Origin of the sequence: Salinicola acroporae (assembly GCF_003206615.1) — a bacterium.
In the GTDB taxonomy this organism is placed as follows: Bacteria; Pseudomonadota; Gammaproteobacteria; order Pseudomonadales; family Halomonadaceae; genus Salinicola; species Salinicola acroporae.
Genome location: NZ_PZJW01000016.1, coordinates 1 through 24,269 on the forward strand (window position 1 = coordinate 1; position 24,269 = coordinate 24,269).

24 protein-coding genes and 1 pseudogene are annotated in these 24,269 nt (G+C 63.8%); 19 read left to right on the forward strand and 6 right to left on the reverse strand.

The window, feature by feature from the left end:
* Positions 1-13 precede the first annotated feature (13 nt).
* A complete protein-coding gene (locus DOM54_RS18650) occupies positions 14-1,000 on the reverse strand; it encodes a Bug family tripartite tricarboxylate transporter substrate binding protein (RefSeq protein WP_110717770.1) in 987 nt (328 codons plus the stop codon).
* Positions 1,001-1,228: 228 nt separating this feature from the next.
* On the opposite strand from DOM54_RS18650, the gene DOM54_RS18655 reads away from it, so the two are divergent.
* Genes DOM54_RS18655 through DOM54_RS18670 form a run of 4 tightly spaced genes read left to right on the forward strand, consistent with a single transcriptional unit; the run spans position 1,229 to position 5,184 of the window.
* The gene (locus DOM54_RS18655; protein WP_110717771.1) at positions 1,229-1,900 is read left to right on the forward strand and encodes a response regulator; all 672 of its coding nucleotides are present in this window, start codon (positions 1,229-1,231) and stop codon (positions 1,898-1,900) included.
* Positions 1,897-3,291 (forward strand): sensor histidine kinase, encoded by a 1,395-nt coding sequence (locus DOM54_RS18660; protein WP_240613966.1) that lies wholly within the window; start codon positions 1,897-1,899, stop codon positions 3,289-3,291. The genes DOM54_RS18655 and DOM54_RS18660 overlap by 4 nt, the downstream gene beginning before the upstream one ends.
* Positions 3,258-4,427 carry an ABC transporter substrate-binding protein gene (locus DOM54_RS18665; protein WP_110717801.1) on the forward strand — a complete coding sequence of 390 codons (1,170 nt, stop codon included), beginning with the start codon at positions 3,258-3,260 and terminating at the stop codon, positions 4,425-4,427. The genes DOM54_RS18660 and DOM54_RS18665 overlap by 34 nt, the downstream gene beginning before the upstream one ends.
* Positions 4,428-4,434: 7 nt before the next feature.
* The gene (locus DOM54_RS18670) at positions 4,435-5,184 is read left to right on the forward strand and encodes a TlyA family RNA methyltransferase (protein ID WP_110717772.1); all 750 of its coding nucleotides are present in this window, start codon (positions 4,435-4,437) and stop codon (positions 5,182-5,184) included.
* 7 nt (positions 5,185-5,191) lie between these two features.
* On the opposite strand, the gene mscK is transcribed toward DOM54_RS18670, so the two are convergent.
* Positions 5,192-8,662, reverse strand: a complete 3,471-nt coding sequence (mscK, locus tag DOM54_RS18675; protein WP_425517794.1) for a mechanosensitive channel MscK — start codon at positions 8,660-8,662, stop codon at positions 5,192-5,194.
* A 340-nt stretch (positions 8,663-9,002) separates the two neighbouring features.
* On the opposite strand from mscK, the gene DOM54_RS18680 reads away from it, so the two are divergent.
* The 4 genes from DOM54_RS18680 to DOM54_RS18695 all read left to right on the forward strand — a co-directional run bounded on the left by DOM54_RS18680 (position 9,003) and on the right by DOM54_RS18695 (position 11,015).
* A complete protein-coding gene (locus DOM54_RS18680) occupies positions 9,003-9,926 on the forward strand; it encodes a phospholipase A (protein ID WP_110717774.1) in 924 nt (307 codons plus the stop codon).
* 75 nt (positions 9,927-10,001) lie between these two features.
* On the forward strand, positions 10,002-10,343 hold the full coding sequence (locus tag DOM54_RS18685) for an ElaB/YgaM/YqjD family protein (RefSeq protein WP_110717775.1): 342 nt from the start codon (positions 10,002-10,004) through the stop codon (positions 10,341-10,343).
* Positions 10,343-10,723: a phage holin family protein gene (locus tag DOM54_RS18690; RefSeq protein WP_110717776.1), complete on the forward strand. Its 381-nt coding sequence runs from the start codon at positions 10,343-10,345 to the stop codon at positions 10,721-10,723. The genes DOM54_RS18685 and DOM54_RS18690 overlap by 1 nt, the downstream gene beginning before the upstream one ends.
* Complete coding sequence (locus DOM54_RS18695) at positions 10,716-11,015, forward strand: YqjK-like family protein (RefSeq protein WP_110717777.1); 300 nt, start codon at positions 10,716-10,718, stop codon at positions 11,013-11,015. Before DOM54_RS18690 ends, DOM54_RS18695 begins: the two co-directional genes overlap by 8 nt.
* 71 nt (positions 11,016-11,086) lie before the next feature.
* Here the strand turns inward: DOM54_RS18695 and DOM54_RS18700 are convergent, their stop codons facing one another.
* Positions 11,087-12,268 carry a BaiN/RdsA family NAD(P)/FAD-dependent oxidoreductase gene (locus DOM54_RS18700; RefSeq protein ID WP_110717778.1) on the reverse strand — a complete coding sequence of 394 codons (1,182 nt, stop codon included), beginning with the start codon at positions 12,266-12,268 and terminating at the stop codon, positions 11,087-11,089.
* A 148-nt stretch (positions 12,269-12,416) separates the two neighbouring features.
* Here DOM54_RS18700 and DOM54_RS18705 point away from each other — a divergent pair, with 148 nt between their 5' ends.
* The 4 genes from DOM54_RS18705 (at position 12,417) to DOM54_RS18720 (ending at position 17,457) form a co-directional block, all read left to right on the forward strand.
* Positions 12,417-13,571, forward strand: coding sequence for an efflux RND transporter periplasmic adaptor subunit (locus DOM54_RS18705; RefSeq protein WP_110717779.1), 1,155 nt, complete (start codon positions 12,417-12,419; stop codon positions 13,569-13,571).
* On the forward strand, positions 13,571-16,696 hold the full coding sequence (locus DOM54_RS18710) for an efflux RND transporter permease subunit (protein ID WP_110717780.1): 3,126 nt from the start codon (positions 13,571-13,573) through the stop codon (positions 16,694-16,696). Before DOM54_RS18705 ends, DOM54_RS18710 begins: the two co-directional genes overlap by 1 nt.
* 104 nt (positions 16,697-16,800) lie before the next feature.
* Complete coding sequence (locus DOM54_RS18715) at positions 16,801-17,151, forward strand: glycine zipper domain-containing protein (RefSeq protein ID WP_162619930.1); 351 nt, start codon at positions 16,801-16,803, stop codon at positions 17,149-17,151.
* 69 nt (positions 17,152-17,220) lie between these two features.
* Positions 17,221-17,457: an ElaB/YgaM/YqjD family protein gene (locus tag DOM54_RS18720; RefSeq protein WP_110602827.1), complete on the forward strand. Its 237-nt coding sequence runs from the start codon at positions 17,221-17,223 to the stop codon at positions 17,455-17,457.
* Between the two features lie 70 nt (positions 17,458-17,527).
* On the opposite strand, the gene DOM54_RS18725 is transcribed toward DOM54_RS18720, so the two are convergent.
* Both DOM54_RS18725 and DOM54_RS18730 read right to left on the reverse strand, forming a co-directional pair.
* Positions 17,528-17,926 carry a hypothetical protein gene (locus DOM54_RS18725; protein ID WP_162619931.1) on the reverse strand — a complete coding sequence of 133 codons (399 nt, stop codon included), beginning with the start codon at positions 17,924-17,926 and terminating at the stop codon, positions 17,528-17,530.
* Positions 17,886-18,170: an FAD assembly factor SdhE gene (locus DOM54_RS18730; RefSeq protein ID WP_110717783.1), complete on the reverse strand. Its 285-nt coding sequence runs from the start codon at positions 18,168-18,170 to the stop codon at positions 17,886-17,888. The genes DOM54_RS18725 and DOM54_RS18730 overlap by 41 nt, the downstream gene beginning before the upstream one ends.
* A 196-nt stretch (positions 18,171-18,366) precedes the next feature.
* Here DOM54_RS18730 and DOM54_RS18735 point away from each other — a divergent pair.
* The 3 genes and pseudogenes from DOM54_RS18735 to lapB all read left to right on the forward strand — a co-directional run.
* A pseudogene (locus DOM54_RS18735) lies at positions 18,367-18,675 on the forward strand (integration host factor subunit beta); the annotation flags it as partial.
* A 95-nt stretch (positions 18,676-18,770) separates the two neighbouring features.
* On the forward strand, positions 18,771-19,076 hold the full coding sequence (locus DOM54_RS18740; RefSeq protein ID WP_110602835.1) for a LapA family protein: 306 nt from the start codon (positions 18,771-18,773) through the stop codon (positions 19,074-19,076).
* Entirely contained in the window at positions 19,077-20,270 is a 1,194-nt protein-coding gene (gene lapB, locus DOM54_RS18745) for a lipopolysaccharide assembly protein LapB (RefSeq protein ID WP_110717784.1), read from the forward strand. It abuts the gene before it with no gap.
* Here lapB and pyrF read toward each other — a convergent pair whose 3' ends face one another.
* A complete protein-coding gene (gene pyrF, locus DOM54_RS18750) occupies positions 20,271-20,978 on the reverse strand; it encodes an orotidine-5'-phosphate decarboxylase (protein ID WP_110717785.1) in 708 nt (235 codons plus the stop codon).
* Between the two features lie 226 nt (positions 20,979-21,204).
* Between pyrF and DOM54_RS18755 the strand changes: the two genes are divergently transcribed.
* The 4 genes from DOM54_RS18755 to groL all read left to right on the forward strand — a co-directional run bounded on the left by DOM54_RS18755 (position 21,205) and on the right by groL (position 24,254).
* Entirely contained in the window at positions 21,205-21,468 is a 264-nt protein-coding gene (locus DOM54_RS18755; protein WP_110717802.1) for a ComEA family DNA-binding protein, read from the forward strand.
* A 108-nt stretch (positions 21,469-21,576) separates the two neighbouring features.
* The gene (locus DOM54_RS18760; RefSeq protein ID WP_110717786.1) at positions 21,577-22,059 is read left to right on the forward strand and encodes an FxsA family protein; all 483 of its coding nucleotides are present in this window, start codon (positions 21,577-21,579) and stop codon (positions 22,057-22,059) included.
* Positions 22,060-22,258: 199 nt separating this feature from the next.
* Complete coding sequence (locus DOM54_RS18765) at positions 22,259-22,552, forward strand: co-chaperone GroES (RefSeq protein ID WP_071232843.1); 294 nt, start codon at positions 22,259-22,261, stop codon at positions 22,550-22,552.
* 58 nt (positions 22,553-22,610) lie between these two features.
* Positions 22,611-24,254 (forward strand): chaperonin GroEL, encoded by a 1,644-nt coding sequence (gene groL / locus DOM54_RS18770; RefSeq protein ID WP_110717787.1) that lies wholly within the window; start codon positions 22,611-22,613, stop codon positions 24,252-24,254.
* Positions 24,255-24,269: the final 15 nt, after the last annotated feature.

Genomic DNA, 24,269 nt, shown 5'->3' on the forward strand with positions numbered 1-24,269 from the left:
TCGTTGAACTTGCTCATTGAATCAGCCCGATTTCCTTGGACAGCGCCTGGATATCCTGGATCTGCTGCTTGACGAAGGCCTGGAACTCATCCGCCTTGGGGTGGAACGGCATCAGACCATTGCTCTTCATGACCTTCTTCCACTGGTCGCTGGCGTAGAGCTTGTCGACGGCATCGACCCAGTACTGCTTGGCGTCTTCATCGATGTCGGCCGGCATGTAGAAGCCGCGCCAGTTGGGCCCGACCGCGTCGATACCCTGCTCCTTGGCGGTGGGGATATCGGCCAGGTCGCCCGGCAGGCGTTCGTCGGAGAGTACCGCCAGCACGCGCAGGTCGCCGGACTTCAGGAAGCCTTGAGTCTCGGTGACATCACCGGTGAAGGCGTCGACGTGACCGCCGATGACCTGGGTCATCGCTTCGCCGCCGTTGTTGTAGGAGAGATAGGGAATCCGCGGCAGGTTCTCGACCCCGGCCGCCTTGGCCGCGATCAGCACCTTGAGGTGATCCCAACCGCCATTGGCGCTGCCGCCGGCGAACTTGACCGCCCGCGGGTCCTGCTTCATCGCGTCCATCAACTCGTTGAGGTTGTGGTAAGGCGAATCCTTGGAGACCGCGATAACGCCGTAGTCCGCGCCTACCGCGCCGATCCAGTTGACCATGTCGGCGTTCATGCCCGGAAACTGGTTCTGGGCTAGCCGCGTGGTGGTGGCGGTAGAGGCGGCCACCAGCAGTTGGTCGTCGCCCTTGCGCTTGCTCACGGTGTGCGCGAAGGCGACACCGCCGCCGGCGCCAGCCATGTTGATCGTCTGGACGCTGGCCGGGACCAGCTCGAGCTCCTCGAGCACGTTACCTACGCTACGGCAGGTGAAGTCCCAGCCGCCGCCCGGATCGGAGGGCGCGATACACTCGACCTTGCCGGAAGGCTCGAACGCCATGGCGCTGCTGGCGGTCAAGGCCAGCGTCGCGGCGGCCACCCACTTGATTGTCTTGGTTGCAAACATGCTTGCTTCTCCTCGCTGATGGAGCGGAGTTATTCGTGGCTGACGCCAACCTTACAGTTTCGTAAGGTAGAACCTTGTTCCCGTCAGCGGAAATTAGGGTGAAGCCTTGTAACGGTCAACGGCCAAGCGGTAAAAGCCAACTAAAGTTCAATGCCCGGCGAATCGATTCGTTTACAATCGCCCGACCCGAGTCACGCGCCTCCCCTTCTTCACCGGCTGGAGTTCTCCATGGCACCGAAGTTGATGCTGATAGAGGATGACCCTCTGCTCGCCAGCACGCTCACCGCAACGCTGGCGGTGGACAATCAACGTATCGAACGGATAGGCGATGGCGGCGAAGCCCTTGCCCGGTTGTCGATCGATCACGACTACGATCTCATTCTCCTGGATCTCAACCTGCCGACGCGCAGCGGCCTCGACGTGCTGGCGGCACTGCGCTCGCGCGATCGGCAGACCCCGGTACTGATCCTGACCGCGAGAGCCGCCATCGAGGATCGCGTCAGGGGCCTCGACCTGGGCGCGGACGACTATCTGGCCAAGCCGTTCGCGCTCGATGAGCTGGAAGCGCGGGTCCGCGCCCTGTTGCGCCGCCGCCATCACGACCAGAGCGAATCGATCTCGCTGGGCTCGCTGCGACTCGACCGCCATCGCCAGCACTTCACGCTGGGGGAGGCCGCCCTGCCGCTGCCGCCGCGGGAACATCGCCTGCTGGCTTGCCTGATCCGCTATGCGGGGGAGCCGGTGGACAAGACGCGCCTGCTCGAGGAGGCTTTCGCCGGGGAGCCGGTAGGAGATAACGCCATCGAGGTGTATGTCCACCGTCTGCGTCGGCGTCTCGCCAACTCTGACGTTACCCTGCGCACGGTCCGGGGCATCGGCTATCTGCTGGAGGCCGAGTGACCCTGTTGCGACGCTGGCGGTTGTCACATCTCAGCCTCTATCGGCGGCTGATGATCTGGCTGTTCTGCCCATTGGCCATGCTGGTGGCGATCATGCTGCTTCAAGCCTGGTTCGCGTCTCGCGAGGCCGCCGACCGTGCCTTCGACCGGCTGCTCGACGCCGCCTCGCTCTCCATCGCCGAGCAGGTTCGCTGGCAGCAGAGCCGGTTGTGGATGGACCTGCCGCCTTCGGCACTGGAGATGCTCGCCACCGACGCCGAGGAGCGAGTGTTCTATGCGCTCTACGATGCCCAGGGCCATTTCGTCACCGGCAATCGGTCGCTCCCCTCGCTACCGCCTGCCGGAGTCGGCCAGATGAGCTACGGCGACGTGCTCTCCCGCGGCATGCCACTACGCCTGGGCGTGTTGCGCTCCCGGCTGGAGGGGTGGGATCGCAGCGATCGGTTCGAGGTCAGGGTGGCCCAGAGCCGTGAGGGGCGACAGGCACTGGCCAACCAGCTGTTCCTCGCGAGTCTCGTCAATATCGTGATCATCGCCGTGCTGGCCATGGGGGTCGTGCTGCTGTCGGCACGCTTCGCGCTGGAGCCACTGACCCGGCTGCGACGCGCCATTCGCCAGCGCGATCCTCGTACACTCGCCCCGCTCGAGCTGGCGCTGCCCCGGGAACTGGCGGAGCTGCGCCAAGCATTGAACGAACTATTGGCGCGAATGCGTCGCGTCCGGGCCAATCAGGAGCGCTTCATCGGCGATGCCTCTCACCAGTTGCGCACGCCACTGGCGGGACTTTCCGCGCGCGCGGAGCTGGCCATTCGACAATCGGAGCCGGCGGCGTGGCGGGAAGCGCTCGTCACCATGCATGGTACCGCCACCAAGACGGCGCGACTGGCCGGCCAACTGCTGTCGATGACCCGTCTCAACAACCCCGAGGCGGCGCCGGCCAGGCGTTCGGTCGATCTCGCCGCGCTGGCGCAGCGCTGTGTCAGGGAGTCCTTCGCGCGCCATCACCGTCATGGCATCGATCTCGGGGTCGAAGTGCCCGATCATCCCGTCATGGTGCCGGCGACCGACTGGCAACTGGAAGAAGCGCTGAACAACCTGATCGAGAACGCTGCGCTCTACGGCGCCCGCCAGATCACGGTAAAAGTGACCGACGCCCCGACGCGCCTGATCGTCACCGACGATGGCCCCGGTATCCCCGAGTCCCAGCGCCTACTGGTACTGCGCCCCTTCCACCGTGGCCAGGAAACGGGCGATGGCACCGGCCTGGGCCTGGCGATCGTCGACAGCATCGCGCGCGCCCACGATACTCGCCTGCTCCTGCAAACCGCCAACCCCGATCATCCCGAGCGTCCTGGCTTATGCGTCGTCCTGATTTTTCCCACCGACAACTGAAACTCCCGCGCGGCGTCCAACGCCTCGGCGTCGTATGGCTGGCATTGACGCTTGCGCTGACGGCCCAAGCACAGGCGAGGACCTTGCACTTCGCCGCGGATACCGAGCCGTCTCGCGCCCTGACCATCTACGGGGTGCTCGATGCGCCGCAGGTCCGGCCGCTACTCGCCGACTTCCATCGCCGCCACCCCGATATCACGATCGACTATCACAACCTGGAGACACTGGCGCTGCACGCCCGCGTCCTTCAGGAACGCGACGCTCCGCGCGCCGACGTAATCATGTCGCCCGCGATGCCCTGGCAATACCAGCTCGCCAACGAAGGGCTATCGAGCACGGTCGACTCTCCCGCCGCGGCCGACTGGCCGAGCTGGGCACGCTGGCGCCAGGAACTGTTCGGCTTCACGTTCGAACCGATCGTCATGGTCTACCGGCGGGACCTGGCACGACACATGACGCCACCGGAAAGTCACGCCGATCTGCTGAGCCTGCTACGGCAGCGCCCCCGGATGCTCGACCAGCGCGTGGTTACCTATGATCCGCGGCGAAGCGGCGCGGGCTATACCTACGCCATCGAGGACGCCAGGATCTCCGCCCGCTACTGGGATCTGGTCGAGGCGCTGGGCAACAGCCACAGTGCTCTGGAAACCACCACTGCCGCCATGCTCGAGGGACTCAGCCAGGGACGCTACTGGATCGGCTACAACCTGATCGGCTCCTACGTGCAGGACTATGTGGCCGAACATCCCGAGCTGGTGATGGTCGTGCCCCAGGACTACGCCCTGGTACTGCAGCGTCTGGTCATGATGTCGCGGGATGCGCCTCATCCCGACACCGCTCGGCGCTTCATCGACTATCTGCTGAGCGCATCGGCGCAACGCCTGCTCGCCACCCAGACGACGCTGGGTGCCGTGCACCCGTCCGTCGATGGTGCCGGCACCGCGGCCGACCTGCGCGACCGATTGGGTGAGGCGATCCGACCGGTTCAGATCGGTCCAGGCCTGCTGGCGACACTGGACACGCTCAAGCGCCAGACGCTGCTGGAACAGTGGCAGCAGGCCTTCGACAACCGGCCGACCCACGCCGACGGCCCTCTTGCCGACCCCTCTCCTCTTCCCGACGCTGCAACGGAGTGAGCCGCTCATGACCCGACTCGATCAACTGGTGACCGCCCACGTCCGTTCCCGTACCCGGGCCCAGCGCCTGATTCGCCAGGGTTACGTCAGCGTCAACGACGGCGGCGCATGGCGGGTGGCGCTGAAGCCGGGAGAGAAGCTGCCGGATACCGTGGACCTGCGGATTGCCGAGGCACCGGAGGAGCGCTATGTATCGCGAGCCGGCCTGAAACTGGAGGCTCTGCTGGAAGCGCTGGCGCGCCGCCTCGACGGCCTCACCGTGCTCGACATTGGCCAATCCACCGGTGGGTTCAGCGACTGCGCGCTGCGCTACGGCGCCGAGCGGGTGATCGGGATCGAGGTGGGGCACGACCAATTGGATGCCTCGCTGCGCCAAGACAACAGGATCACCTGCCTGGAGGGCGTCAATGCGCGCCGGCTGCCCTTCACCGAGCTGGAGAGGCTCGCCCCGGACGGCATCGATGTCGTGGTGATGGACGTCTCGTTCATCTCGCAGACCCTGATCCTGCCGGAGATCGCCCAGATGCTCCCCGCCGGCGGGGAGCTCTACTCACTGGTCAAGCCGCAGTTCGAGGTAGGCCCCGGCAAGGTCGACCCCAGGGGCATCATGCGCGACGCCACCCTCTACGCGACGGTGGCCGATACTCTCCAGCAAGCCTGCCAGTCACACGGCCTGGTGGTCGATCATTGGCAGGAGAGCCCAATCCTGGGCGGCGACGGCAACCACGAGTTCCTGCTTCACGCCCTGCGCCGCTGACCGCCTGTCAGCGCCCGCCGTCACCGCCGTCGCTGCCGCCATCCGGGCCGGCACCGCCAACGTCGCCGTCATCCAGATGGCCGTCATCGCCACTGCGGGACTGGCGGGAACGGGGCGCGCCGACAACGGCTCCGGCCGAGGAAGCGCTGCCCCCCAGCGGCGCTCCCTCCCCATCCGTGCTCTGGACCCGTGCGGACTGCCCGTTCTCGTCGTGCAGCCACACGTCCATCTGGTTGAACGCCACGCGAATGCCGTGCTGCTTGAACAGCAGGTCCAGCCGGCGATTGATCTCGTCGCTGGCGTAGAGTCGATCCAGCAGATCGTTGACGAAGATTCGCAGCTCGAAGTTGAACGAGGTCGGCCCGTAGCTGATGCAGAACACCTGCGGCTCGGGATCCCGCAGGACACGGCGGTTCTCGTCCGCCGCCTGGCGCAACAGGCGATGCACCTCGTCGAGGTCCGATCCGTGCGCCACGCCATAGGTCAGCACCACCCGGGTGACGTTGTCCGACAGCGACCAGTTGATCAACTGGTCGGTGACGAAGGTCTTGTTGGGGATGATGATCTCCTTGCGGTCGAAATCGGTCACCGTGGTGGCACGGATACGAATTCGGCTGACGGAGCCGTGGAGCTGGCCTAGCGTGATGGTGTCGCCGATCCGCATCGGACGCTCGAACAGGATGATCAGCCCCGAGATGAAGTTGGCGAAGATCTCCTGGAGACCGAAACCGAGCCCCACACCGAGCGCCGCCACCAGCCACTGCAGCTTGTCCCAGGAGACCCCGAGCGTGCCGAGCGAGATCACCACGCCGGTCCCGACGATGGTGTAGGAGAGCAGCGACGAGATCGCGTAGGCACTTCCCTGCTTCAGCGTCAGCCGGGAGAGCACCATGACCTCCAGCAGCCCAGGCAGGTTGCGTGCCAGCATCATGGTCAACGCCACCACGACCAGCGCGATGATCACATCCGCCACGGTGATCGGATCCAGCGTCACCGCGTCGCCCTGCCCCCGCTCGATCTCCCATACGCTGACCTGGTCGAGATAGGAGAAGACCTCGAGCAGATCCGACCAGATCAGGTAGAAGGCAAAGGTGAAGCCGATGAACAGAATCAGTTTCGAGAGCCGCAGCGACTGCTGGTTGACCTGCTCCATGTCCAGCGGCGGCTCCTCGACCACCTCGAGCCCGCCCTCGGCACCCTCTTGTATCTGCGCTCGCCGCCGGGCGACCGCACGGCGGTAGGCCAGCCGGCGCTGCGCCACCGCCAGCCCCCGCACCACCGTTGCCTCGACCAGGATCCACAGGCCAAAGATATAGAGTGAATTGATGAAGCGACCGATCAGACGCAGGGCGGCATATTCGTAACCCATGACGATCAGGCCACCGAGCACCAGCGGCACCATCGCCAGCGCCAATCCCAGCAGCAGTCGGAACAACTTGAGGCCGAAATAGGGCACGTGGGCCAGGATCAACCGCACCAGAATCCAGCTCATCGCCAGCAAGCCGGCCAACAGCGACAACAGGAACAGCGGGCGGCTGGAGAGTTCGGCCTGGCTGCCGGGGGACGTCCCGCTGATCAGGATGACCGGAATCAGTGAGATCCCGAGCCAGAACAGCAGTCGCCGCAGGCGCGCCACGTAACCCGCCGACCAGTGGAAATGACGTGTCGCCACGCCGTCGGATACCAGCAGCCTGCGCGCCCAGCCCAGCACGCCCCAGGCCAAGGCGAGCTGCAGCAGGGAAGCTCCCAAACGCCCGGCGAAATCATCGCTACCGAGTCTCAACAGGCCACCCACGGCCGCCAGGATCAGAGGCCCGTGGGCGGCCAGCAGCGCGTTGTAGAGGATTGCCCGGGGCGTATGCATCTGGGTATCACGCTTGAGCCGGCCAATCTGCTCATGCAGGTTGAGCAGCCGGACCTTGATGCGACGCCTCAGCATCAGCAGCACCCCCACCAGCAGCAGCAATGGCACCACGGCCAAGGCCCGGACGTCCGGAACCTGCCAGAAGCTCGCCAGCGCCGGCCGCCACTCACCGCCGCGCACCTGTCTCGCCAGAATGCCGGGGGCATCACGCCACCAGCCGAAGGTCAGCGCGCGCGCGCTGGCAACCCAGAACAGCTGCTCCTCGATCACGCCGCGGATCGATGTCGACAGCCCCGCCAGCTGCTCCTGGTTGAGCTGGAGATCGATGGCCACGGTCAACAGGTTGCCGTACTCCCGATCCAGTTGCTCGAGCACTTCGCTGCGTGACTGGAACAGCTTCACCAGCGAGTCGACCAGCGATGGAGTCACCTCGATATCGGTGTCGGCCAGACTTTTTTCGGCCAGTTCGCGGGGGTGACGCAGCGCATCCCGTTGATCGACCAGATCGAACTGGCTCAGGCGAGTCGCGGCGATCTCCTCCTGCAGGCCGCCCAGTGCATCGATGTCAGGCAAGGCTCGACGCTGCTCGTTGAGAATGCGCGACAGCAGTGGGCTGCCGCGAATCGCCTCGATCTGCTCGTTGAGCGTGCGCTTGACCTGACGCACGCGATCGAGCTGGGAACGGGTATCGATGGCCTGCCGAATCAATTCGTTGGTTCGATCGGTCACCTCAAGGAGCCGGTCACTGAGCTCGCGGTTGGTCTTTTGAATCTCGCGAAGCACGGGGTGCGCCGCGATCGCCTTGGCATCCTCCTCGCTGATATCCGCGACCGCCTTCTCCGACTCGGCACGGCGCTGACGATCGAGCGCTGCCTGCAGCGCATCCAGGCGCGCCTCCTCGATGGCGACTTGTCGTCGAAGCAGGTCCCGCCTCTGCACATCGAGTTCGCGAAGCACCGTGTTGTTGGCCAGCTCCTGCCGATGGTATTCGGCTTGCAGATCGGCCAAGGCCAGTTGCAACCGATAGCGTGCCTCGGCGGGATCAAGGACCTGGGCATCCTCGTCATCGGAGGTCTGAAGCTGGGTCCGCGCCTGCTCGGCATCGTTCATCGCGCTGGCGATGGCCGACTGCGCGCGCTCGGGCAGTGTCTCCGCGCTAATCAGCCGGGCGTTGATCGATGCCAACTGGCTCTGCAAAGCCTCGAGTTGATTCAGCGACTCGGTGGTCTTCTGCCCCAGAACCTCCACGGAGAACTGGTCGAGGGCGTCGGCCTCGGGCGCCTTCCGGTCGCTCAGCCCGGCAAGCTGGCGCTCGAGTTCACGGGTGCGCTGAGGGGCCTGTCGGGCCGAGGTCTCGAGCGACGCCAGCTCCTTGCGCAGGGCCTTCAATGACGTCAGTGTCTGCTGGGCCATACGCAGATCGGTCAAGTCCGACTGCTGCGCTTCGCTGGGTGCGTCGATCTTCTCGAGCTTCTGCTGCTGCGCCTGGAGTTCGTCTTCGGTGGGAAGACTGCCCTGCTGTTGGGCGAACGCGACGACGCTTGTCATGAGTATGCACAATACGAGTGCAAGGAACGTGCTACGCTCGACCCCTTTAATCAGGCTGGCACAAATCGGGGCGGCCTTTGCCGACAGCAATGCCGCCGGCCTGAACGGTGCTCGTACAGAAAAGCCTGGTTGCCCAGGATACTTACCCGCGACCGGGTCATCCGACATGCTGACTCCTCGTCAACTCCGTTCATACGGTCACCACCGCTTCACAGCGGTGCGATCCCCTATCGATAGCGGAGTTTACCGTCAGCGCGCGCGGGTTTCGAGGCGTTGCTTGGCGCGCCTCCCGAGTTTGAATTAAGTCGGCGACATGCTAGAAATCGTCACTACCCGAAAAGAAGCCTGATTTTCCTCAGCCGGATCGTGCTTCTACCCCATTGGATCATCTTGACAGGACAGTCTTATGACGCCCACTCGTTCGCTGCGCCATACCGGCATTCTTCTCCTCGGGATGGTGACTTCGTCCTTGGCAGTGGCTCAGGATTCAAGTACCAACAGCGACCCGGTCCAACAAGCGAACGAACAGGCGGAAGTGCGCCGGAGTCTCGAGGCGGAGACGGCCGAGAACCCGTTGGCGGTCACTACCTATCGTCGCAACTACATCCTGCCCTGGACCTACAACAGCAACCCGGACGAATCCGACTTCCGGGAGATCACCTCGGAGGGCAGCGTCGACAAGTCCGAGATCAAGTTCCAGTTGAGCTTCAAGGTAAAACTGCTCGACGACATCTTCGGCGACAACGGCGACCTTTATTTCGCCTATACCCAGCGAAGCTGGTGGCAGGCCTACAACTCCGAGGCCTCCGCGCCCTTCCGCGAGACCAACTACGAACCCGAGGGCTTCGTCAGTTTCGATAACCGCTGGACGGTGCTGGGGTGGACCAACACCATCAATCGTGTCGGCTTCGCGCACCAATCCAATGGGCGCTCGGATCCGTTGTCCCGCAGCTGGAACCGAATCTACGCCGAGTCGATATTCCAACGCGGCGACTGGGCCTTCAGCGTCGCCCCGCACTGGCGTATTCCGGAAAACGCTGAAGACGACGACAACCCAGACCTGGAAAATTACATCGGCTACGGGGACTTGACCCTGGTGCGTGCGTTCGGGGATCAGGAAGTCTCGGTGATGGTTCGTGGCAACCCGGGCAAGGCGCACTATGGGGGGCAGCTCGACTACTCCTTCCCGCTGTTCGGCAAGGTGCGCGGTTATCTGCAGTACTACAAGGGATACGGGGAGAGCCTGATCGACTATAACCACGACGTACAACGCTTCGGCCTTGGCTTCAGCATCAACACCTTTTTGGCCGGGATTCCCGGTACGCGTTGATGCCGACAGATTGCCAATCTATGCTGAAGCCTGTCTGTTTCACCCATGCCACTCGACTGTCAAAGGATGACAACCATGACCATGCAACCTATCGGCGGCAACGGCCCCGAGCGTGAACGCGAAGCCTCTACCGAACAACTCAAGGAAGATCTGCGCAATCTGTCTCACACGGTCGAGGAGCTGATTCACGCGACGGCGGACGACTCCCGCAACAATATCTCCGAACTGCGTGAACGCGCTCAGCAACGTCTGCATGCCACTCGCGAGCGCCTGGAAGCTCGCGGAGAGGCGCTCTACTCCAGCGCCAAGGGGCAGGTCGACGCCACTGACCGCTACGTGCACGAAAATCCCTGGACCAGCATCGGCATCGGCGCTGCAGCGGGCGTGGTTCTGGGACTGCTGCTGGGACGTCGCTGATGGCAGGGCCGGCCGAAAACGTGATTTCCGCCGCCAGGCGACTGATCGCCAACCTCGTCGCCACCGGCCAGACACGACTTCGCCTGGCGGTGGTCGAGTGGGAAGCGGAGCGCGACCGGATGCTGACGCTTCTGCTGCTGGCCGGCGCGGGTCTGATTGTGCTGTCGTTCGCGATCGGGATGCTGCTGCTATTGGTTGTGGTGGTCTACTGGGAAGAGCATCGCCTGCAGGCGATAGGCATCTGCTCGGCGGCGCTATTCATCCTGGCAGGCATCTTGATCTTCTCCGCCAAGCGGGTCGCCAAGCAGCGCAAGTTGATGGCCGCGACGCTGCATCACCTCGATCGCGACCGCCAGGCCCTGGGGCACTCTCATGACTGAACGTTCGCGACAACGGCAACTGGACGAGCTGGAGGACGAGATCCTCCAGCAACGCCTGGACATGACCGCCGCCATGCGGGAGTGGCGCGATGCCACGGCGCCGGTCGACAATGCCTGGGAAAAGCTGGTGAGTTGGCGCGTTCCGTTGATGGCGGCCGGGGGATTGCTGGCGATGCGCAGTGCGCGCAAACCACGGTCGACCGGGCGACTGTTCAGGCGGGCGCTGACCGGATTCATGATGTACAACCGCGGCCGGGCACTTTACCGGGCGACCCGCGGGAGAAACCGCTAGCGACCCATTGCGCGGTTTCTGTCAGCCTAACCGGATGGCCACTGCACTCAGTGGCCATCTTTCGTTCGGGCTCAAACCGCCTGGCCACAGGCCACGCCGGACGACCAGGCCCACTGGAAGTTGAAACCACCCAACTGGCCGGTGACGTCCAGCACTTCACCGATGAAATAGAGCTGGGGGACCATGTCGACGGCAAAGGTCTTCGACGACACCGCCGCCGTGTCGACGCCACCCATGGTGACCTCCGCAGTGCGCCACCCCTCCGTGCCCGCCGGCTTGAACTGCCACGCCCCGAGCCCGCTCGCCACGGCTTCGATATCGGCGTTGGAAAGTTCGGCCAGCGGCCGGTCCTGCCACCCTTGCCATTCGATCAGCGCCTGGGAGAGACGCTTGGGCAGCAGTTCACCCAGCCAGTTGCCCAGCCGCCGCCGAGGCAGGCGTCGACGAAGGTCGGCCAAGGTCTCCGCGACCGCAATCGAAGGCAGCCAGTCGATTGCCACCGGCATGCCGGGCTGCCAGTGGCTCGAGGCCTGGAGCATTGCCGGCCCGGACAGACCCCGATGGGTGAACAGCAACGGTTCACGGTAGGCACCGTCGCCGCAACTGGCCACCACGGGGCAGGAGAGCCCGGAGAGCGAGGCCAGCGACGCCTTCCATTGCGACGTCACCGTGAATGGCACCAGGGCCGCCCGCGTCTCGGTCACGGCCAGCCCGAACTGGCGTGCGAGATCGTAGCCGAAACCGCTGGCGCCGAGGGTCGGGACGGAGAGGCCTCCGGTGGCAACGACCACGGCCCCCGCTGTCGTCCTGCGGCCATCTATCTCCACCTGCATCCCCTCGCCCTGGCGCTCGACCCTGCCTACCTTGGTGGAGAGCGAGACTTCCACGCCCGCCCACTCGCACTCGGTCAGCAGCAGGGAGACGATCTCCTTCGCCGACTGCGCACAGAACAGCTGGCCAGGCGCCTTCTCCACGTACTCGACGCCGTGACGCTCGACCAGTTCGACGAAATGGTGCGGCGTGTAGCGTTTCAGCGCCGAAATCGAGAAGTGCGGGTTGCGCGAGAAGAAATGTGCCGGCGTGGTGGCGAGGTTGGTGAAATTGCAGCGCCCACCGCCGGACATCAGAATCTTCTTTCCCGCCTTGCTGGCATGATCGACGACTCGCACGCGAAGGCCGCGGTAACCCGCGGTCAGCGCACACATCAGCCCCGCCGCGCCAGCGCCGATAACGATCACGTCGTAGGTTTTCATCTCCACACCGCACTTGCCTCGCTGAATGGGCAGGCATTCTAACAGAGGCGTTTTTCGAGATGCCCTTTTCATTCGCCGGGGGTTCAGGTACTAACGAGTGGCGCGTACTCGCCCGCCCAACGCAACGCTGACAAGATATCCGCTAATCATGACAACGAATTCGGCAGCTCGTGAGCGCTTCACGCTCGGACGCGAAACCCGCTTACCGCCCCTGCTGGCACTGGCCCTCTGCGCGCTAGCGACATGGCTGCCGGGCCCGGCCCCCGCGAGCGCCCAGGAGACGCCGCCAGTCGCCGTGATCGGCGCCACGGTCATGGCGTCGACCTGGCAGGACCCCGTGGAGGCGCTGGGGACCTTGAGAGCCGACGAGAGCGTCACCCTCTCTTCCACGCTCACCGGCACCGTCAGCGCGCTCAACTTCGAGGACGGCAACGAGGTGGCGGCCAACCAATGGCTGGTGCAGCTCGATGACGCTCAGGCTCAGGCCGAGCTACGCGCCGCCCAGGCGCTACTCGGGCAGCGCCAGAGTGCGCTCAACCGGGCCCAGCAGCTCCAGGATCGCAACCTGGGAGTACGCGCCACGCTCGAGGACAATGCCGCACTGGTCAAGCAGAGCGAGGCCGAGATCGATGCCATCCGCGCGCGACTCGCCGATCACCGCCTGCAGGCCCCCTTCGCGGGCACGGTGGGGTTGCGCGAGATCAGCGTGGGCGCCCTGGTCACCCCCGGCACCGAGCTAGTCACGCTCGACAAGCTGGACACCATGAAGCTCGATTTCACCGTCCCGGCGACGCTGCTGTCGGTGCTCCATCCCGGCTTGACACTGAGCGCCACGACACCGAGCTATCCGGATCAGGTCTTCCGCGCCGAGGTCGCGACCCTCGGGACGCGCATCGATCCCATTTCGCGCAGTCTGGTGGTCCGCGCCAATCTGCCCAATCCCGACGGCCGGCTGCTGCCGGGCATGCTGATGGAAGTACAGTTGAACCAGCCCGCGCGCGAGGCGTTGACGATCCCGGAAAGCGCGCTGGTTCCGGATGGCGAACGCCAGACGGTCTGGCTGATCGAGCCGGGTCAGCCGCCCCATGTGACACGCAGGGAAGTCGCAACCGGCGAACGCCGACAGGGAGAGGTCGAGATCATCGCGGGGCTCGATGGCGGGCAGCGAATCGTGACCCACGGCACGCTCAAGGTACGCGAGGGGGATCCGGTCGAGCTGGTCGCGGAAAATGTCGGCGAAGGTGACATCAAGGATGTGCTGGAGCGTCAGCGTCGCGCCATCGAATCCCGGGCGAGCGACTGATGCGAATTTCCGACCTATCGATTCGCCGCCCGGTTTTCGCGACGGTTGTCTCGCTACTGCTGATTGCCTTCGGCCTGCTGGCCATGGAGCGCCTGCCGCTGCAGGAGTATCCGGCGATCGACCCGCCCATCGTCAGCATCGAGACCAACTATCCCGGTGCCTCCGCCAGCGTGGTCGAGACCCGGATCACCCAACTGCTGGAGGACCGCATCGCCGGCATCGAGGGCATCGTCTCGATCGAGTCCAGCAGCGCCGACGGCGAATCGGAGATCGACGTCGAATTCTCGCTGGATCGTGACATCGATGGTGCCGCCAACGATATCCGTGACCGCATCTCGTCGGTGGCCGACAACCTGCCCGATCAGGCCGAACCCCCGGAGATCGAGAAGAGCGACAGCAGCGACGACGTCATCATCTGGCTGTCGCTCTCCGGTGAGGGCTATACCATCCCGGAACTCACCGATTACGCCAATCGCTATCTCGTCGACCGCTTCTCGACCCAGAACGGCGTTGCTCGGGTACGCCTGAGCGGCGGCAAGGAGTATGCGATGCGGGTCTGGCTCGATCGCAACGCCCTGGCCGCGCGACAGCTGACGGTCGATGATGTCGCCAATGCGCTCGAGAACGAAAACGTCGAGCTGCCGGCCGGCTTTCTCGAGTCCCGCGACCGCCAGTTCACGCTGCGCATTCCGCGCAGTTTCACTACCGCCGCCGACTTCCAGAACCTGGTGATCGCGCGAGGAGATGACGGTTACCTGGTGCGGCTGGCCGACGTCGCCCGGGTGGAGGTCGGCTCGGTCGAGGAGCGTTCGCTCTATCGCGGCAACGAAGTCCCCATGGTCGGCCTGAGCATGATCAAGCAGTCGACCGCCAGCGTGCTGGAGGTCGCCAACGGCGCCAAGGCGGAAATGGCCCGACTGCAGCCGACGCTGCCGGACGGCATGCAGCTGTCGCTCAACTTCGATTCGTCGGTATTCGTGTCAGGTGCCCTGCACGAGGTCGCAGCCACCTTGTTCATCGCCATGGGGTTGGTGGTGGTGGTGATCTTTCTCTTTCTGGGCAACGTGCGCACGACCCTGGTGCCGGCGGTGACGGTGCCGATATCGCTGATCGGCACCTTCATCTTCCTGGCCCTGTTCGGCTTTACCCTGAATCTGCTGACCTTGCTGGCGCTGGTCCTGGCGATCGGCCTGGTCGTCGACGACGCGATCGTGGTCATCGAGAACGTCCATCGGCGCATGGTGGTCCATCGCGAGACGCCCCTGGTGGCAGCCTATCGCGGTACGCGTCAGATCGGCTTTGCGGTGATCGCCACCACCCTGGTGCTGATCACGGTATTCATTCCATTGAGCCTGCTGCAGGGAGATATCGGACGCCTGTTCTCGGAGTTCGCCCTGACCCTCGCCGCTGCCGTCGGGCTCTCCTGCCTGGTCGCGCTGTCGCTGGCGCCGATGCTGTGCTCGAAGCTGCTCGACCCGCGTATGCACGAAAGCCGCATCAGCCGCGGCGTGCACTGGCTTCTGGACCATTCACAGACGATCTATCGGCGCTGGCTGCGCCGGGCGCTACGTTTTCGCTGGCTCATGGTCGGCCTGTTTGCCCTCGTCCTGGCCCTCACCGCCTGGCTGTTCCAGCAGTTGCCCAACGAGTACACCCCCCGGGAAGACCGTGGCGCCTTTTTCGTGCTGATCGAGGGGCCGCCCGGCGCGACCTTCCATTACATGCAGGATTACTATGACGAGATAGAGACCCGTTTGATGTCCCTGGTCGACGCCGGCGATATCAACCAGGTGTCGATTCGCGGCCCGCGCGGCTTCGGCAATGTCGAGAACTTCAACGACGGCATGGCCATCATCACGCTCAACGACTGGGGCGACCGGCGTTCGGCGTGGGACATCATGGCCGATGTCAGGCAGCGCCTTGACGACCTTCCCGGCGTCACCGCCACGCCGGTCATGCGCCAGGGCTTCGGCGGCAGAGTCGAGAAACCGATCCAGTTCGTGATCGGCGGCAGTACCTACGAGCAGTTGGTCGACTGGCGCGACCGCCTACTCAAGCGTATCCGCGAGGACGGTAACGTCGGGCTTGAGGCGGTGGACAGCGACTACAAGGAGACCCAGCCACAGCTCCGCATCCGGATCGACTACAACCGCGCAGCCGCCCTGGGCGTGACCGTCAGCACCATCGGCAATACCCTCGAGACGTTGTTCGGCGGCCGCAACGTCACCACCTACGTCGACAACGGGGAGGAATACGACGTCATTCTCGAGGGGGAGCGCGAGCGCCAGCGAGCGCCGAATACGCTGGACAACGTGCAGGTCCGTTCAGCGGTCAGCGGCGAGCTGATTCCATTGGCGAGCCTGGTCTCCATCTCCGAGTTCGCGGGTGCCAGCGAACTCAATCGATTCAATCGGATGCGCGCCATCACGCTGGAAGCCAACCTCCAGAGCGGGACCGCCATGGGTGACGCGCTAGCCTACCTCCAGCGGATCGCCGCCGAGGAGCTGCCCAGCGAGGCGGTCATCGACTACAAGGGCCCCTCGCGCGATTACCAGGAGGCCAGTGGCGCCACCTCCTTTCTGCTCCTGCTGGGCATCGTCGTAGTGTTCCTGGTCCTGGCGGCCCAGTTCGAGAGCTTCATCCATCCTCTGGTCATCATGTTCACGGTGCCGCTGGCGATCAGCGGTGCTCTGCTTGGCCTCTGGGCCAGCGGCCAATCCCTCAACATCTATAGCCAGGTCGGGCTGGTCGTACTGGTGGGCTTGGCGGCCAAGAACGGCATTCTGATCGTCGAGTTCGCCAACCAACTGCGCGACGAGGGAACGCCGTTCTCGGATGCGCTGGTCGAGGCAGCCGTGACAAGGCTGCGACCGATACTGATGACCACCGTCACCACCATGGCTGGCGCGATACCGTTGATTCTGGCCTTCGGCCCGGGCGCCGAATCGCGCATCGTCATTGGCACCGTGATTTTCTGTGGGGTCGCTGTCGCCACGCTGTTGACGCTGTTCGTCGTCCCGGTCGCCTATGACATGCTCGCGCGGCGGACCGGCTCACCCGGCGATGTCGGTCAGCGACTGGAGCGAGAGCTGAATCTCGACGCGCCGAGGCAGGAAAGGTCCTAGCGAGTCATGGAAATGCAACTACACTTCTGTAGCGACGCCCATGCCCGACATGATGCTGTCGCGTGAAGCATAGGGAGGCCGTTTCACCGAACCGGAGGATGAACATGAGCCTGTTCCATCGTGACGACAAGGAAGGCGAGGCCAGCCGTATCGATGAAGATATGGCAGCGGCCGCCGAGCGTGCGCCTCGCCTGGGGAACGATCCGATCCGGGAGGAACCCGCACTGGCATCGCGGGGCGACCCTCTCGAGGAGAGCATTGACGAGCCGTCCCCCCACGCTGCCGCCTATTTTCCCCGGCACAGCTGGGCAGATCGCTCGCGCCAGCGTCTGGACGAGCAGATCAACGACACCTGCCAGAGTTGCGACGACTTCGTCCAGCGCAAACCCTGGCAGAGCGTCAGCATCGCGGCGCTGGGTGGCGCCCTGCTGACGCTGATATTGAGCCGGCGTTGACAGCTCGAACCGGCAGGACGAACGTCCTGTCCTGAACCCCCATCATCGACCAACGATTAAGGATGATCCATGAGCCGCAACTATCGGGAAGAGAGCCGGAACTATTACCGGGACGCCAAGCGCCGAGGTCGCCAAGGCCTGGAACGCGCGAGGCATCGGGCAGACGATGTCAGCCACGAGTTGGCAGAGCATGCAGAAGAAGCCTGGCGTGAGACCGACGATTACATTCATCGCAATGCCTGGAGCAGCATTGGCGTCGCCGCGCTGGCCGGGTTTGCCATCGGATTCTTCGTCGGCCGCCGCTGAACGGCAGCGTGATCGTGACGGCCCTGCCAGAGCTGGTGGGGCCGTTTCTCGTTTGGGGCGCTGGATCCGGTCACTCGGCTTGACTGGATAGCGTCTCGCGCAGACGACGCAGCGAGTGTGCATCGCTACTATCGGGCCACAACCACAGGCGTCGGCCGGAAAGATCGACCGCTGACAGCAGCGGCCCGAGGCGCACCAGCCGGCACCGAGCTGGCTGCCACACCCGGGCATCGGCCGAATACTCCCAGACCGGACTCTCCCCGGCCATCATGCACCGCAGATAGCGCCGTCTCGGCATCGAAAGAAACTGCCGGCCGGTGAATGTCAGGGCAATCAGCGACATCAGTACGGCCAGCCGCCAGTCGACCCACCACCCGGCGTAGCCAGACAAGGCCAGTGCCGGCAGCCCCTGGCAAACCAGCGACAGCCTAGAGCGCCTGACGACGACTGTTGTCAGTGGTTTCGGCATGTTCGACGATCATCTTGACGAGACGCCGCAGCTCGGCGTTCTCTGGCCATTCGCGTCGCATCAGCCAAGTGAAGAGATCCTGGTCCTCGTTGGCCAGCAACTCCCGGTACAGCACCTGGTCCGCGGGCGTCAGATGGTCGTAGCACGCTTCGAGAAACGGCATCAGCAGCAGATCCAGTTCCCACATGCCACGTCGTGAATGCCAGTAAAGCCGTCGTCGCGTGACATCTTCGTTGTCTGACATGGACTACCCTCGATCCGGTGGGCTGAGTGACTGTAATACACAGCATTATACCCGAGCGAACTGTCGGTCACTATGAAGTCACCTGGCTTGCCCGGCTAATGCGTTGTTTTCTCGAAAGTTGCGAAGTATGCTGAAGCGACAATAACAGACGTCGGGCGCCCATTGCGCGGTTCTTGGCCGCCAGGCAGAGGCCTCACGGAGAATGTCGATGACAAAGTCTGAATTGATCGAACAGATCGCCACCCGTCGCCCCGAGTTATCGGCGAAGGAAGTCGAAGCGGCGGTGCGCGTCATTCTCGATGATATCACCAACGCCCTGGCGGACGGCGGGCGCGTGGAAATTCGCGGATTCGGCAGCTTCTCGCTGCACTTTCGCGAGCCCAGGACCGGACGCAACCCCAAGACCGGCGACCCCGTCGACCTCGACGGCAAATACGTCCCGCATTTCAAGCCGGGCAAGGAACTACGCGAACAGGTCAATGCCAGCCGCGCGCTGGGCTATTGATCTCTCCAGTCATTGCATCCGTCGCCCGATTCGACGGCTGCCATCGCGACGACTGATCACGACCGGACCGTCGCGGTGCGTTACCAGGAATTACTATGCGCTGGCTCAAAGGCGTCATTCTCGCCATCATCCTGATCGTCGTGCTGCTGCTCGGCATCCTGTTTGCCGTCAACAACCAACAGCCGCTGCCACTGGATCTGATCTGGGTGCAGCTGCCCCCCGCCTCGTTGTCGCTATGGCTCCTGGTTGCCCTGGCTTGTGGCGTGATTCTCGGCATGTTGGCAATGACGGGAATGTACCTTCGTCTGAGAACCCTGTTGACCCGTGCCCAGCGTCACAATCAGCAACAGCGCAAAGAACTCGATCGTCTACGGACGCAGGAGTTCAAGGAAAGTACCTGAATGAGCGATCCTCTGCTGCTGGCGTTGCTGGTGGCAGCCATCGCCATCGGCTGGTTGCTGGGGCGCTGGGAGTCAGGGCGTGGCCGGCACCGGCCACGCCCCGAGATGCCGAGCGGCACCCTGCCGAAAGACTATTTCGTCGGCCTCAACTACCTGCTCAACGAGCAGCCGGATCGTGCCATCGAGACCTTTACCCAGGCGCTGGAAGTCAACAGCGACACGGTCGAGACGCATATCGCCCTGGGCAATCTCTACCGATCACGCGGTGAAGCCGATCGCGCCGTCCGTATCCACCAGAATCTGCTCGCCCGCCCGGCACTGACCAACGCCCAGAGCGGCCAGGTCCAGCTTGAGCTCTCGCGCGACTTCCTCACTCTCGGGTTGCTCGACCGGGCCGAGCGGTTACTGCTGTCACTGCAGAAGAGCCAGGTCGACGACGCGCAGAAGCTCGCCGCCAAACGTCTGCTCGTCGACCTGTTCGAGCGAGAAAAGGAGTGGGCCCAAGCCCTCGACACCGCCCAGCCACAACTGGTGCGCCAGGATCCCGATATCCGACGCGCGGCGGCACACTGGCACTGCGAGCTGGCCAGCAAGCACCGCATCGAAAGCAGTCCGTCACTGGCCCGCAAGGCGTTGAAACAGGCACTGCATACTGATGAACGCTGCGTTCGCGCCAACTGGATGCTGGGCCAGCTCGAGTGGGATATCGGCCACTATCGCGACGCGGCCCGATGCTGGCAACGAATTCCCGATCAGGATCCCAGCTTCACCGCCATCGTGCTGGAACCGCTGCGCAATGCCTATCGCCTGCTCGATGACGAGGACGGCTGGTGGCAATTTCTGGAAAAGCAGTTGCAATACGACCCGCAGACCTCGGTCGTGATGATGGCTGCGGACACGCTAAGACACCGCCAGGGCACGGAGATCGCCTGCGCATTCGTCAGCGATCAGTTGCGCGACCATCCCAGCCTGCGTGGCGTCGACTACCTGATGGACCTCTATCTGGACGATAGCGATCCCGCCGAACGGGATCGACTGGAACTGCTCAAGCAGCACACCCGGCAATTGCTGAGCACGAGGCCGAGGCATCGCTGCCAGCGCTGTGGCTTCGGCGCCGAACAGCTGCATTGGCAGTGTCCACGCTGCCGCAGTTGGGGCACCAGCAAGCCGGTAACGGGCCTGGAAGGGGAATGATCACGAGCTGCCTGCCAGGGCAAGCTCGATGTCGGCCAGCGCCGCCATGGGATCGGCCGCCCGCGTCACCGCCCGACCGATGACCAGGTGCGTGCTGCCGGCCGCCATCGCTGCATCAGGGGTCATCACCCGCCGCTGATCCCCCTGCTCCGCGCTCGGGGGGCGAATCCCCGGCGTCACCTTGAGAAACCCTGCCCCACACAGCTCGCGCAGCCGGGCGCTCTCGTGCGCCGAGCAGACGACCCCATCCAGTCCGCTTTCCTGAGTCAGCCTGGCCAGACGCTCGACCTGAGACAGGGCGCTGTCGGCGACGCCGGTTTCCTGGAGTTCGTCATCCGTCATGCTGGTCAGCACGGTGACCGCGATGAGGTGCGTCTCGAGCCCGCGCTTCACCAGTCGCTCGGCGCTCGCTTCCATCATCCGGCGACCGCCGGCCGCGTGCACGTTGACCATCCACACGCCCAGGTCGGCAGCAGCCTCCACGGCACCGGCGGCGGTATTGGGGATGTCGTGAAACTTCAGGTCCAGGAAGACCTGGAAGCCCCGACTGTGCAACGCCTCGACGGCCGCAGGCCCTGCACGGGTGAACAACTCCTTGCCGACCTTGACCCGGCAACGGGCGGGATCGAGCGCGTCGGCCAGTTGCAGCGCCGCACCCAGGTCGGGGTAGTCGAGCGCAATGATGAGCGGCGATTCCGGGGCGGGCATGGGTCGTCTCCTGCAGTCGAATTCGGGCGGGAGTATACCTGACCCGGCAAGGGATAGGACCTGCCTGGCACATCCACATCAGCTACTTTAGCGAAATCGAGTAGAAATTAGCTGACAAGAATGATCGCTTTTTTCCGATAAAAAATCGTGAAACAGCGTCGATACAAGATAGTGATAGCCGGTCACGAAGCCGGCTTTCATTCCACTTCAACCGAGAGAGATGCTCATGAAGACGCTGCTCCAAGCCGTGCAATTCTCGCTGTTCAGCTTCGCCGCCCTCCCCGCGCTAGCTCAGGAAGCCCCCGTCAACATCAACGAGGCGTCGGTCGAGACATTGACCACGCTACCTGGGATCGGCGCGGTCAAGGCACAAGCGATCGTCGACGACCGGGAAGTCAATGGCAACTACAAGAGCCTGGAGGACCTGACTCGCATCGACGGGATCGGCGACACCACGGTGGCCAACCTCGCCGACAATGCAACACTGTAATTCCGGCTCCGGGGCCAGCTTCTCGTCGGCCCCGGAGTAGCAAATGGTTGCAATTCCCCCGATCGTCTCCACCTTGCCTAGTCAGGCAGCGTCAACGACGGAGACATCATGCCCCTGCTCATCCTCATCGCCCTATTCGCGATAGCGGACTTCGCCGTACTCTTCACGCTGGGCGCCAAAATCGGCCTGCTGGCCAGTCTGCTGTGGATTGTCGCCAGTGGCGCCCTCGGTATTCATCTCATCCGCCGCGAGAGCCTGCTGACGATTCAGCGAGCCCGCGCCCGCATGGCAGCCGGTGAAATTCCCTCGGACGAAATCCTGGCGGGCGCGTCATTCGTATTGGCGGGCATCCTGTTGATAGCACCCGGTTTTCTTTCCGATATCGTGGGTCTAATATGCCTGATCCCCGGCAGCGGCCAGCTGATGCGTCGCTGGTCCACCCGAGGCGGCCGCGGCGCTGGTCCGAAGGGTACCGAGATCCCCGGCGACTGGAATGTCCATCGGCGCGATTCGGAAAGTAGCGCCAGCGACGGCCAAGCCGGCGATGATGCCGATCCCATCGAGGGTGAGTACCTCGGCAAGGAGCGATGAAGCGCCGCTGCCCATCACCGCCGGGCGATAAAATTTTCAGGCCGCCCCTTGAAACCGGCTGGCCAGACCCAATCAAGGCAACAGCGACAGTTTTAGGCCGTCAGGCCCATTAACCGGAAGGTGAAAGCCTTCGCCCCTTGAGCCAGGCTCATGTGGGAACGTGCATTTGTCACATGCAACCATCAGGAGAACGTGAGCAATGAAAATCCGTCCCTTGCACGATCGCGTCATCGTACGTCGCAAAGAAGAAGAGCAGAAAACTGCTGGCGGCATCGTGCTTCCGGGCAGTGCCCAGGAGAAGCCGACGCGCGGTGAAGTCCTGGCAGTGGGCAATGGCCGCATCCTCGAGAGCGGCGAAGTTCGCGCACTGGACGTCAAGGTTGGCGACACCGTGATTTTCAAGGAAGGCTTCGGCGTCGAAAAGCAGAAGGTCGACGGTGAAGAAGTCCTGATCATGAGCGAAAGCGACATTCTGGCCGTCGTCGAAGGCTGATCGGCCGAAGCTCGACGATTCATCAAGATTTCACGCATTACATTAGGAAGATCGAACAATGGCAGCTAAACAAGTCAAGTTCTCTGATGATGCTCGCAAGCGCATGGCACGTGGCGTCAACGTTCTCGCTGATGCAGTCAAGGCGACGCTCGGACCGAAAGGCCGCAACGTCGTGCTGGAGAAATCCTTCGGCTCGCCGACCGTCACCAAGGACGGCGTTTCCGTGGCCAAGGAAATCGAACTGAAGGACAAGTTCGAGAACATGGGTGCCCAGATGGTCAAGGAAGTCGCCTCCAAGACTTCCGACGCAGCGGGTGACGGCACCACCACCGCCACCGTCCTGGCCCAGTCCATCGTCAACGAAGGCCTGAAAGGCGTTGCTGCCGGCATGAACCCGATGGATCTCAAGCGCGGCATCGACAAGGCCGTCGTCGAGGCCGTCAAGCACATCCAGGCGCTTTCCGTACCCTGCACCGATGCCAAGGCGATCGCCCAGGTCGGCACCATCTCCGCCAACGGCGACGCACGCATCGGTGAAATCATCGCCGAAGCGATGGAAAAAGTCGGCAAGGAAGGCGTCATCACCGTCGACGAAGGCCGCGGCTTCGAAGACGAGCTGGAAGTCGTCGAAGGGATGCAGTTCGATCGCGGCTACCTCTCCCCGTACTTCGTGACCAATCAGGATACGATGGCGGTCGAGCTCGAAGATCCGTATCTCCTGCTGGTCGACAAGAAAGTCTCGAACATCCGCGAACTGCTGCCGGTGCTGGAAGCCGTCGCCAAGGCCGGCAAGCCGCTGGCGATCATCGCGGAAGACATCGAAGGCGAAGCGCTGGCGACTCTGGTCGTCAACAACATGCGCGGCATCGTCAAGGTGGCTGCGGCCAAGGCACCCGGTTTCGGCGATCGTCGCAAGGCGATGCTGCAGGACATCGCGATCCTGACAGGCGGCACCGTGATCTCCGAAGAAGTGGGTCTGAGTCTCGAGCAGGCCAACCTCGATCACCTGGGCAGCGCCAAGCGCATCACCATGTCCAAGGAAAACACCACCATCATCGATGGCGCCGGCGTCGAGTCCGATATCGAATCGCGCGTCGCGCAGATTCGTGCGCAGATCGAAGAGACTTCTTCCGATTACGATCGTGAGAAGCTCCAGGAGCGTGTCGCCAAGCTGGCGGGTGGTGTTGCCGTGATCCGCGTCGGTGCGGCTACCGAATTCGAGATGAAGGAGAAGAAGGCGCGCGTCGAGGATGCGCTGCACTCTACCCGCGCCGCGGTCGAGGAAGGTGTCGTGCCTGGTGGCGGTACCGCCATGGTCCGCGTCCTGACCCTGATCCAGGGCCTGACCGGTGACAACGAAGACCAGACTCACGGTATCGCCATCGCGCTTCGCGCCATGGAATCCCCACTGCGTCAGATCGTCACCAACGCAGGCGAAGAGGCTTCCGTCATCGTCAATCGCGTCAAGGAAGGCGAAGGCAACTTCGGCTACAACGCGCAGACCGGTGAGTATGGCGACCTGTTCGAAATGGGCGTTCTCGATCCGGCCAAGGTGACGCGCACCGCGCTGCAGTCCGCGGCTTCCGTTGCTGGTCTGATGATCACCACCGAAGCCATGGTGGCCGAAGATCCGGAAGACGCACCGGCAGGTGGCGGCGCTCCGGACATGGGCGGCATGGGTGGCATGGGCGGCATGATGTAATCACTGCCCCGCCAT

Coding starts and splice junctions, on each gene's coding strand:
- DOM54_RS18685 (WP_110717775.1), top strand. CDS start 10,002: ATGACCATGCAACCTATCGGCGGCAACGGCCCCGAGCGTGAACGCGAA.
- DOM54_RS18755 (WP_110717802.1), top strand. CDS start 21,205: ATGAAGACGCTGCTCCAAGCCGTGCAATTCTCGCTGTTCAGCTTCGCC.
- DOM54_RS18725 (WP_162619931.1), bottom strand. CDS start 17,926: ATGCCGAAACCACTGACAACAGTCGTCGTCAGGCGCTCTAGGCTGTCG.
- DOM54_RS18655 (WP_110717771.1), top strand. CDS start 1,229: ATGGCACCGAAGTTGATGCTGATAGAGGATGACCCTCTGCTCGCCAGC.
- DOM54_RS18700 (WP_110717778.1), bottom strand. CDS start 12,268: ATGAAAACCTACGACGTGATCGTTATCGGCGCTGGCGCGGCGGGGCTG.
- DOM54_RS18740 (WP_110602835.1), top strand. CDS start 18,771: ATGCGCTGGCTCAAAGGCGTCATTCTCGCCATCATCCTGATCGTCGTG.
- DOM54_RS18690 (WP_110717776.1), top strand. CDS start 10,343: ATGGCAGGGCCGGCCGAAAACGTGATTTCCGCCGCCAGGCGACTGATC.
- DOM54_RS18720 (WP_110602827.1), top strand. CDS start 17,221: ATGAGCCGCAACTATCGGGAAGAGAGCCGGAACTATTACCGGGACGCC.
- DOM54_RS18650 (WP_110717770.1), bottom strand. CDS start 1,000: ATGTTTGCAACCAAGACAATCAAGTGGGTGGCCGCCGCGACGCTGGCC.
- pyrF (WP_110717785.1), bottom strand. CDS start 20,978: ATGCCCGCCCCGGAATCGCCGCTCATCATTGCGCTCGACTACCCCGAC.
- DOM54_RS18670 (WP_110717772.1), top strand. CDS start 4,435: ATGACCCGACTCGATCAACTGGTGACCGCCCACGTCCGTTCCCGTACC.
- DOM54_RS18680 (WP_110717774.1), top strand. CDS start 9,003: ATGACGCCCACTCGTTCGCTGCGCCATACCGGCATTCTTCTCCTCGGG.
- groL (WP_110717787.1), top strand. CDS start 22,611: ATGGCAGCTAAACAAGTCAAGTTCTCTGATGATGCTCGCAAGCGCATG.
- DOM54_RS18760 (WP_110717786.1), top strand. CDS start 21,577: ATGCCCCTGCTCATCCTCATCGCCCTATTCGCGATAGCGGACTTCGCC.
- DOM54_RS18695 (WP_110717777.1), top strand. CDS start 10,716: ATGACTGAACGTTCGCGACAACGGCAACTGGACGAGCTGGAGGACGAG.
- lapB (WP_110717784.1), top strand. CDS start 19,077: ATGAGCGATCCTCTGCTGCTGGCGTTGCTGGTGGCAGCCATCGCCATC.
- DOM54_RS18730 (WP_110717783.1), bottom strand. CDS start 18,170: ATGTCAGACAACGAAGATGTCACGCGACGACGGCTTTACTGGCATTCA.
- DOM54_RS18765 (WP_071232843.1), top strand. CDS start 22,259: ATGAAAATCCGTCCCTTGCACGATCGCGTCATCGTACGTCGCAAAGAA.
- DOM54_RS18710 (WP_110717780.1), top strand. CDS start 13,571: ATGCGAATTTCCGACCTATCGATTCGCCGCCCGGTTTTCGCGACGGTT.
- DOM54_RS18705 (WP_110717779.1), top strand. CDS start 12,417: ATGACAACGAATTCGGCAGCTCGTGAGCGCTTCACGCTCGGACGCGAA.
- DOM54_RS18715 (WP_162619930.1), top strand. CDS start 16,801: ATGAGCCTGTTCCATCGTGACGACAAGGAAGGCGAGGCCAGCCGTATC.
- DOM54_RS18665 (WP_110717801.1), top strand. CDS start 3,258: ATGCGTCGTCCTGATTTTTCCCACCGACAACTGAAACTCCCGCGCGGC.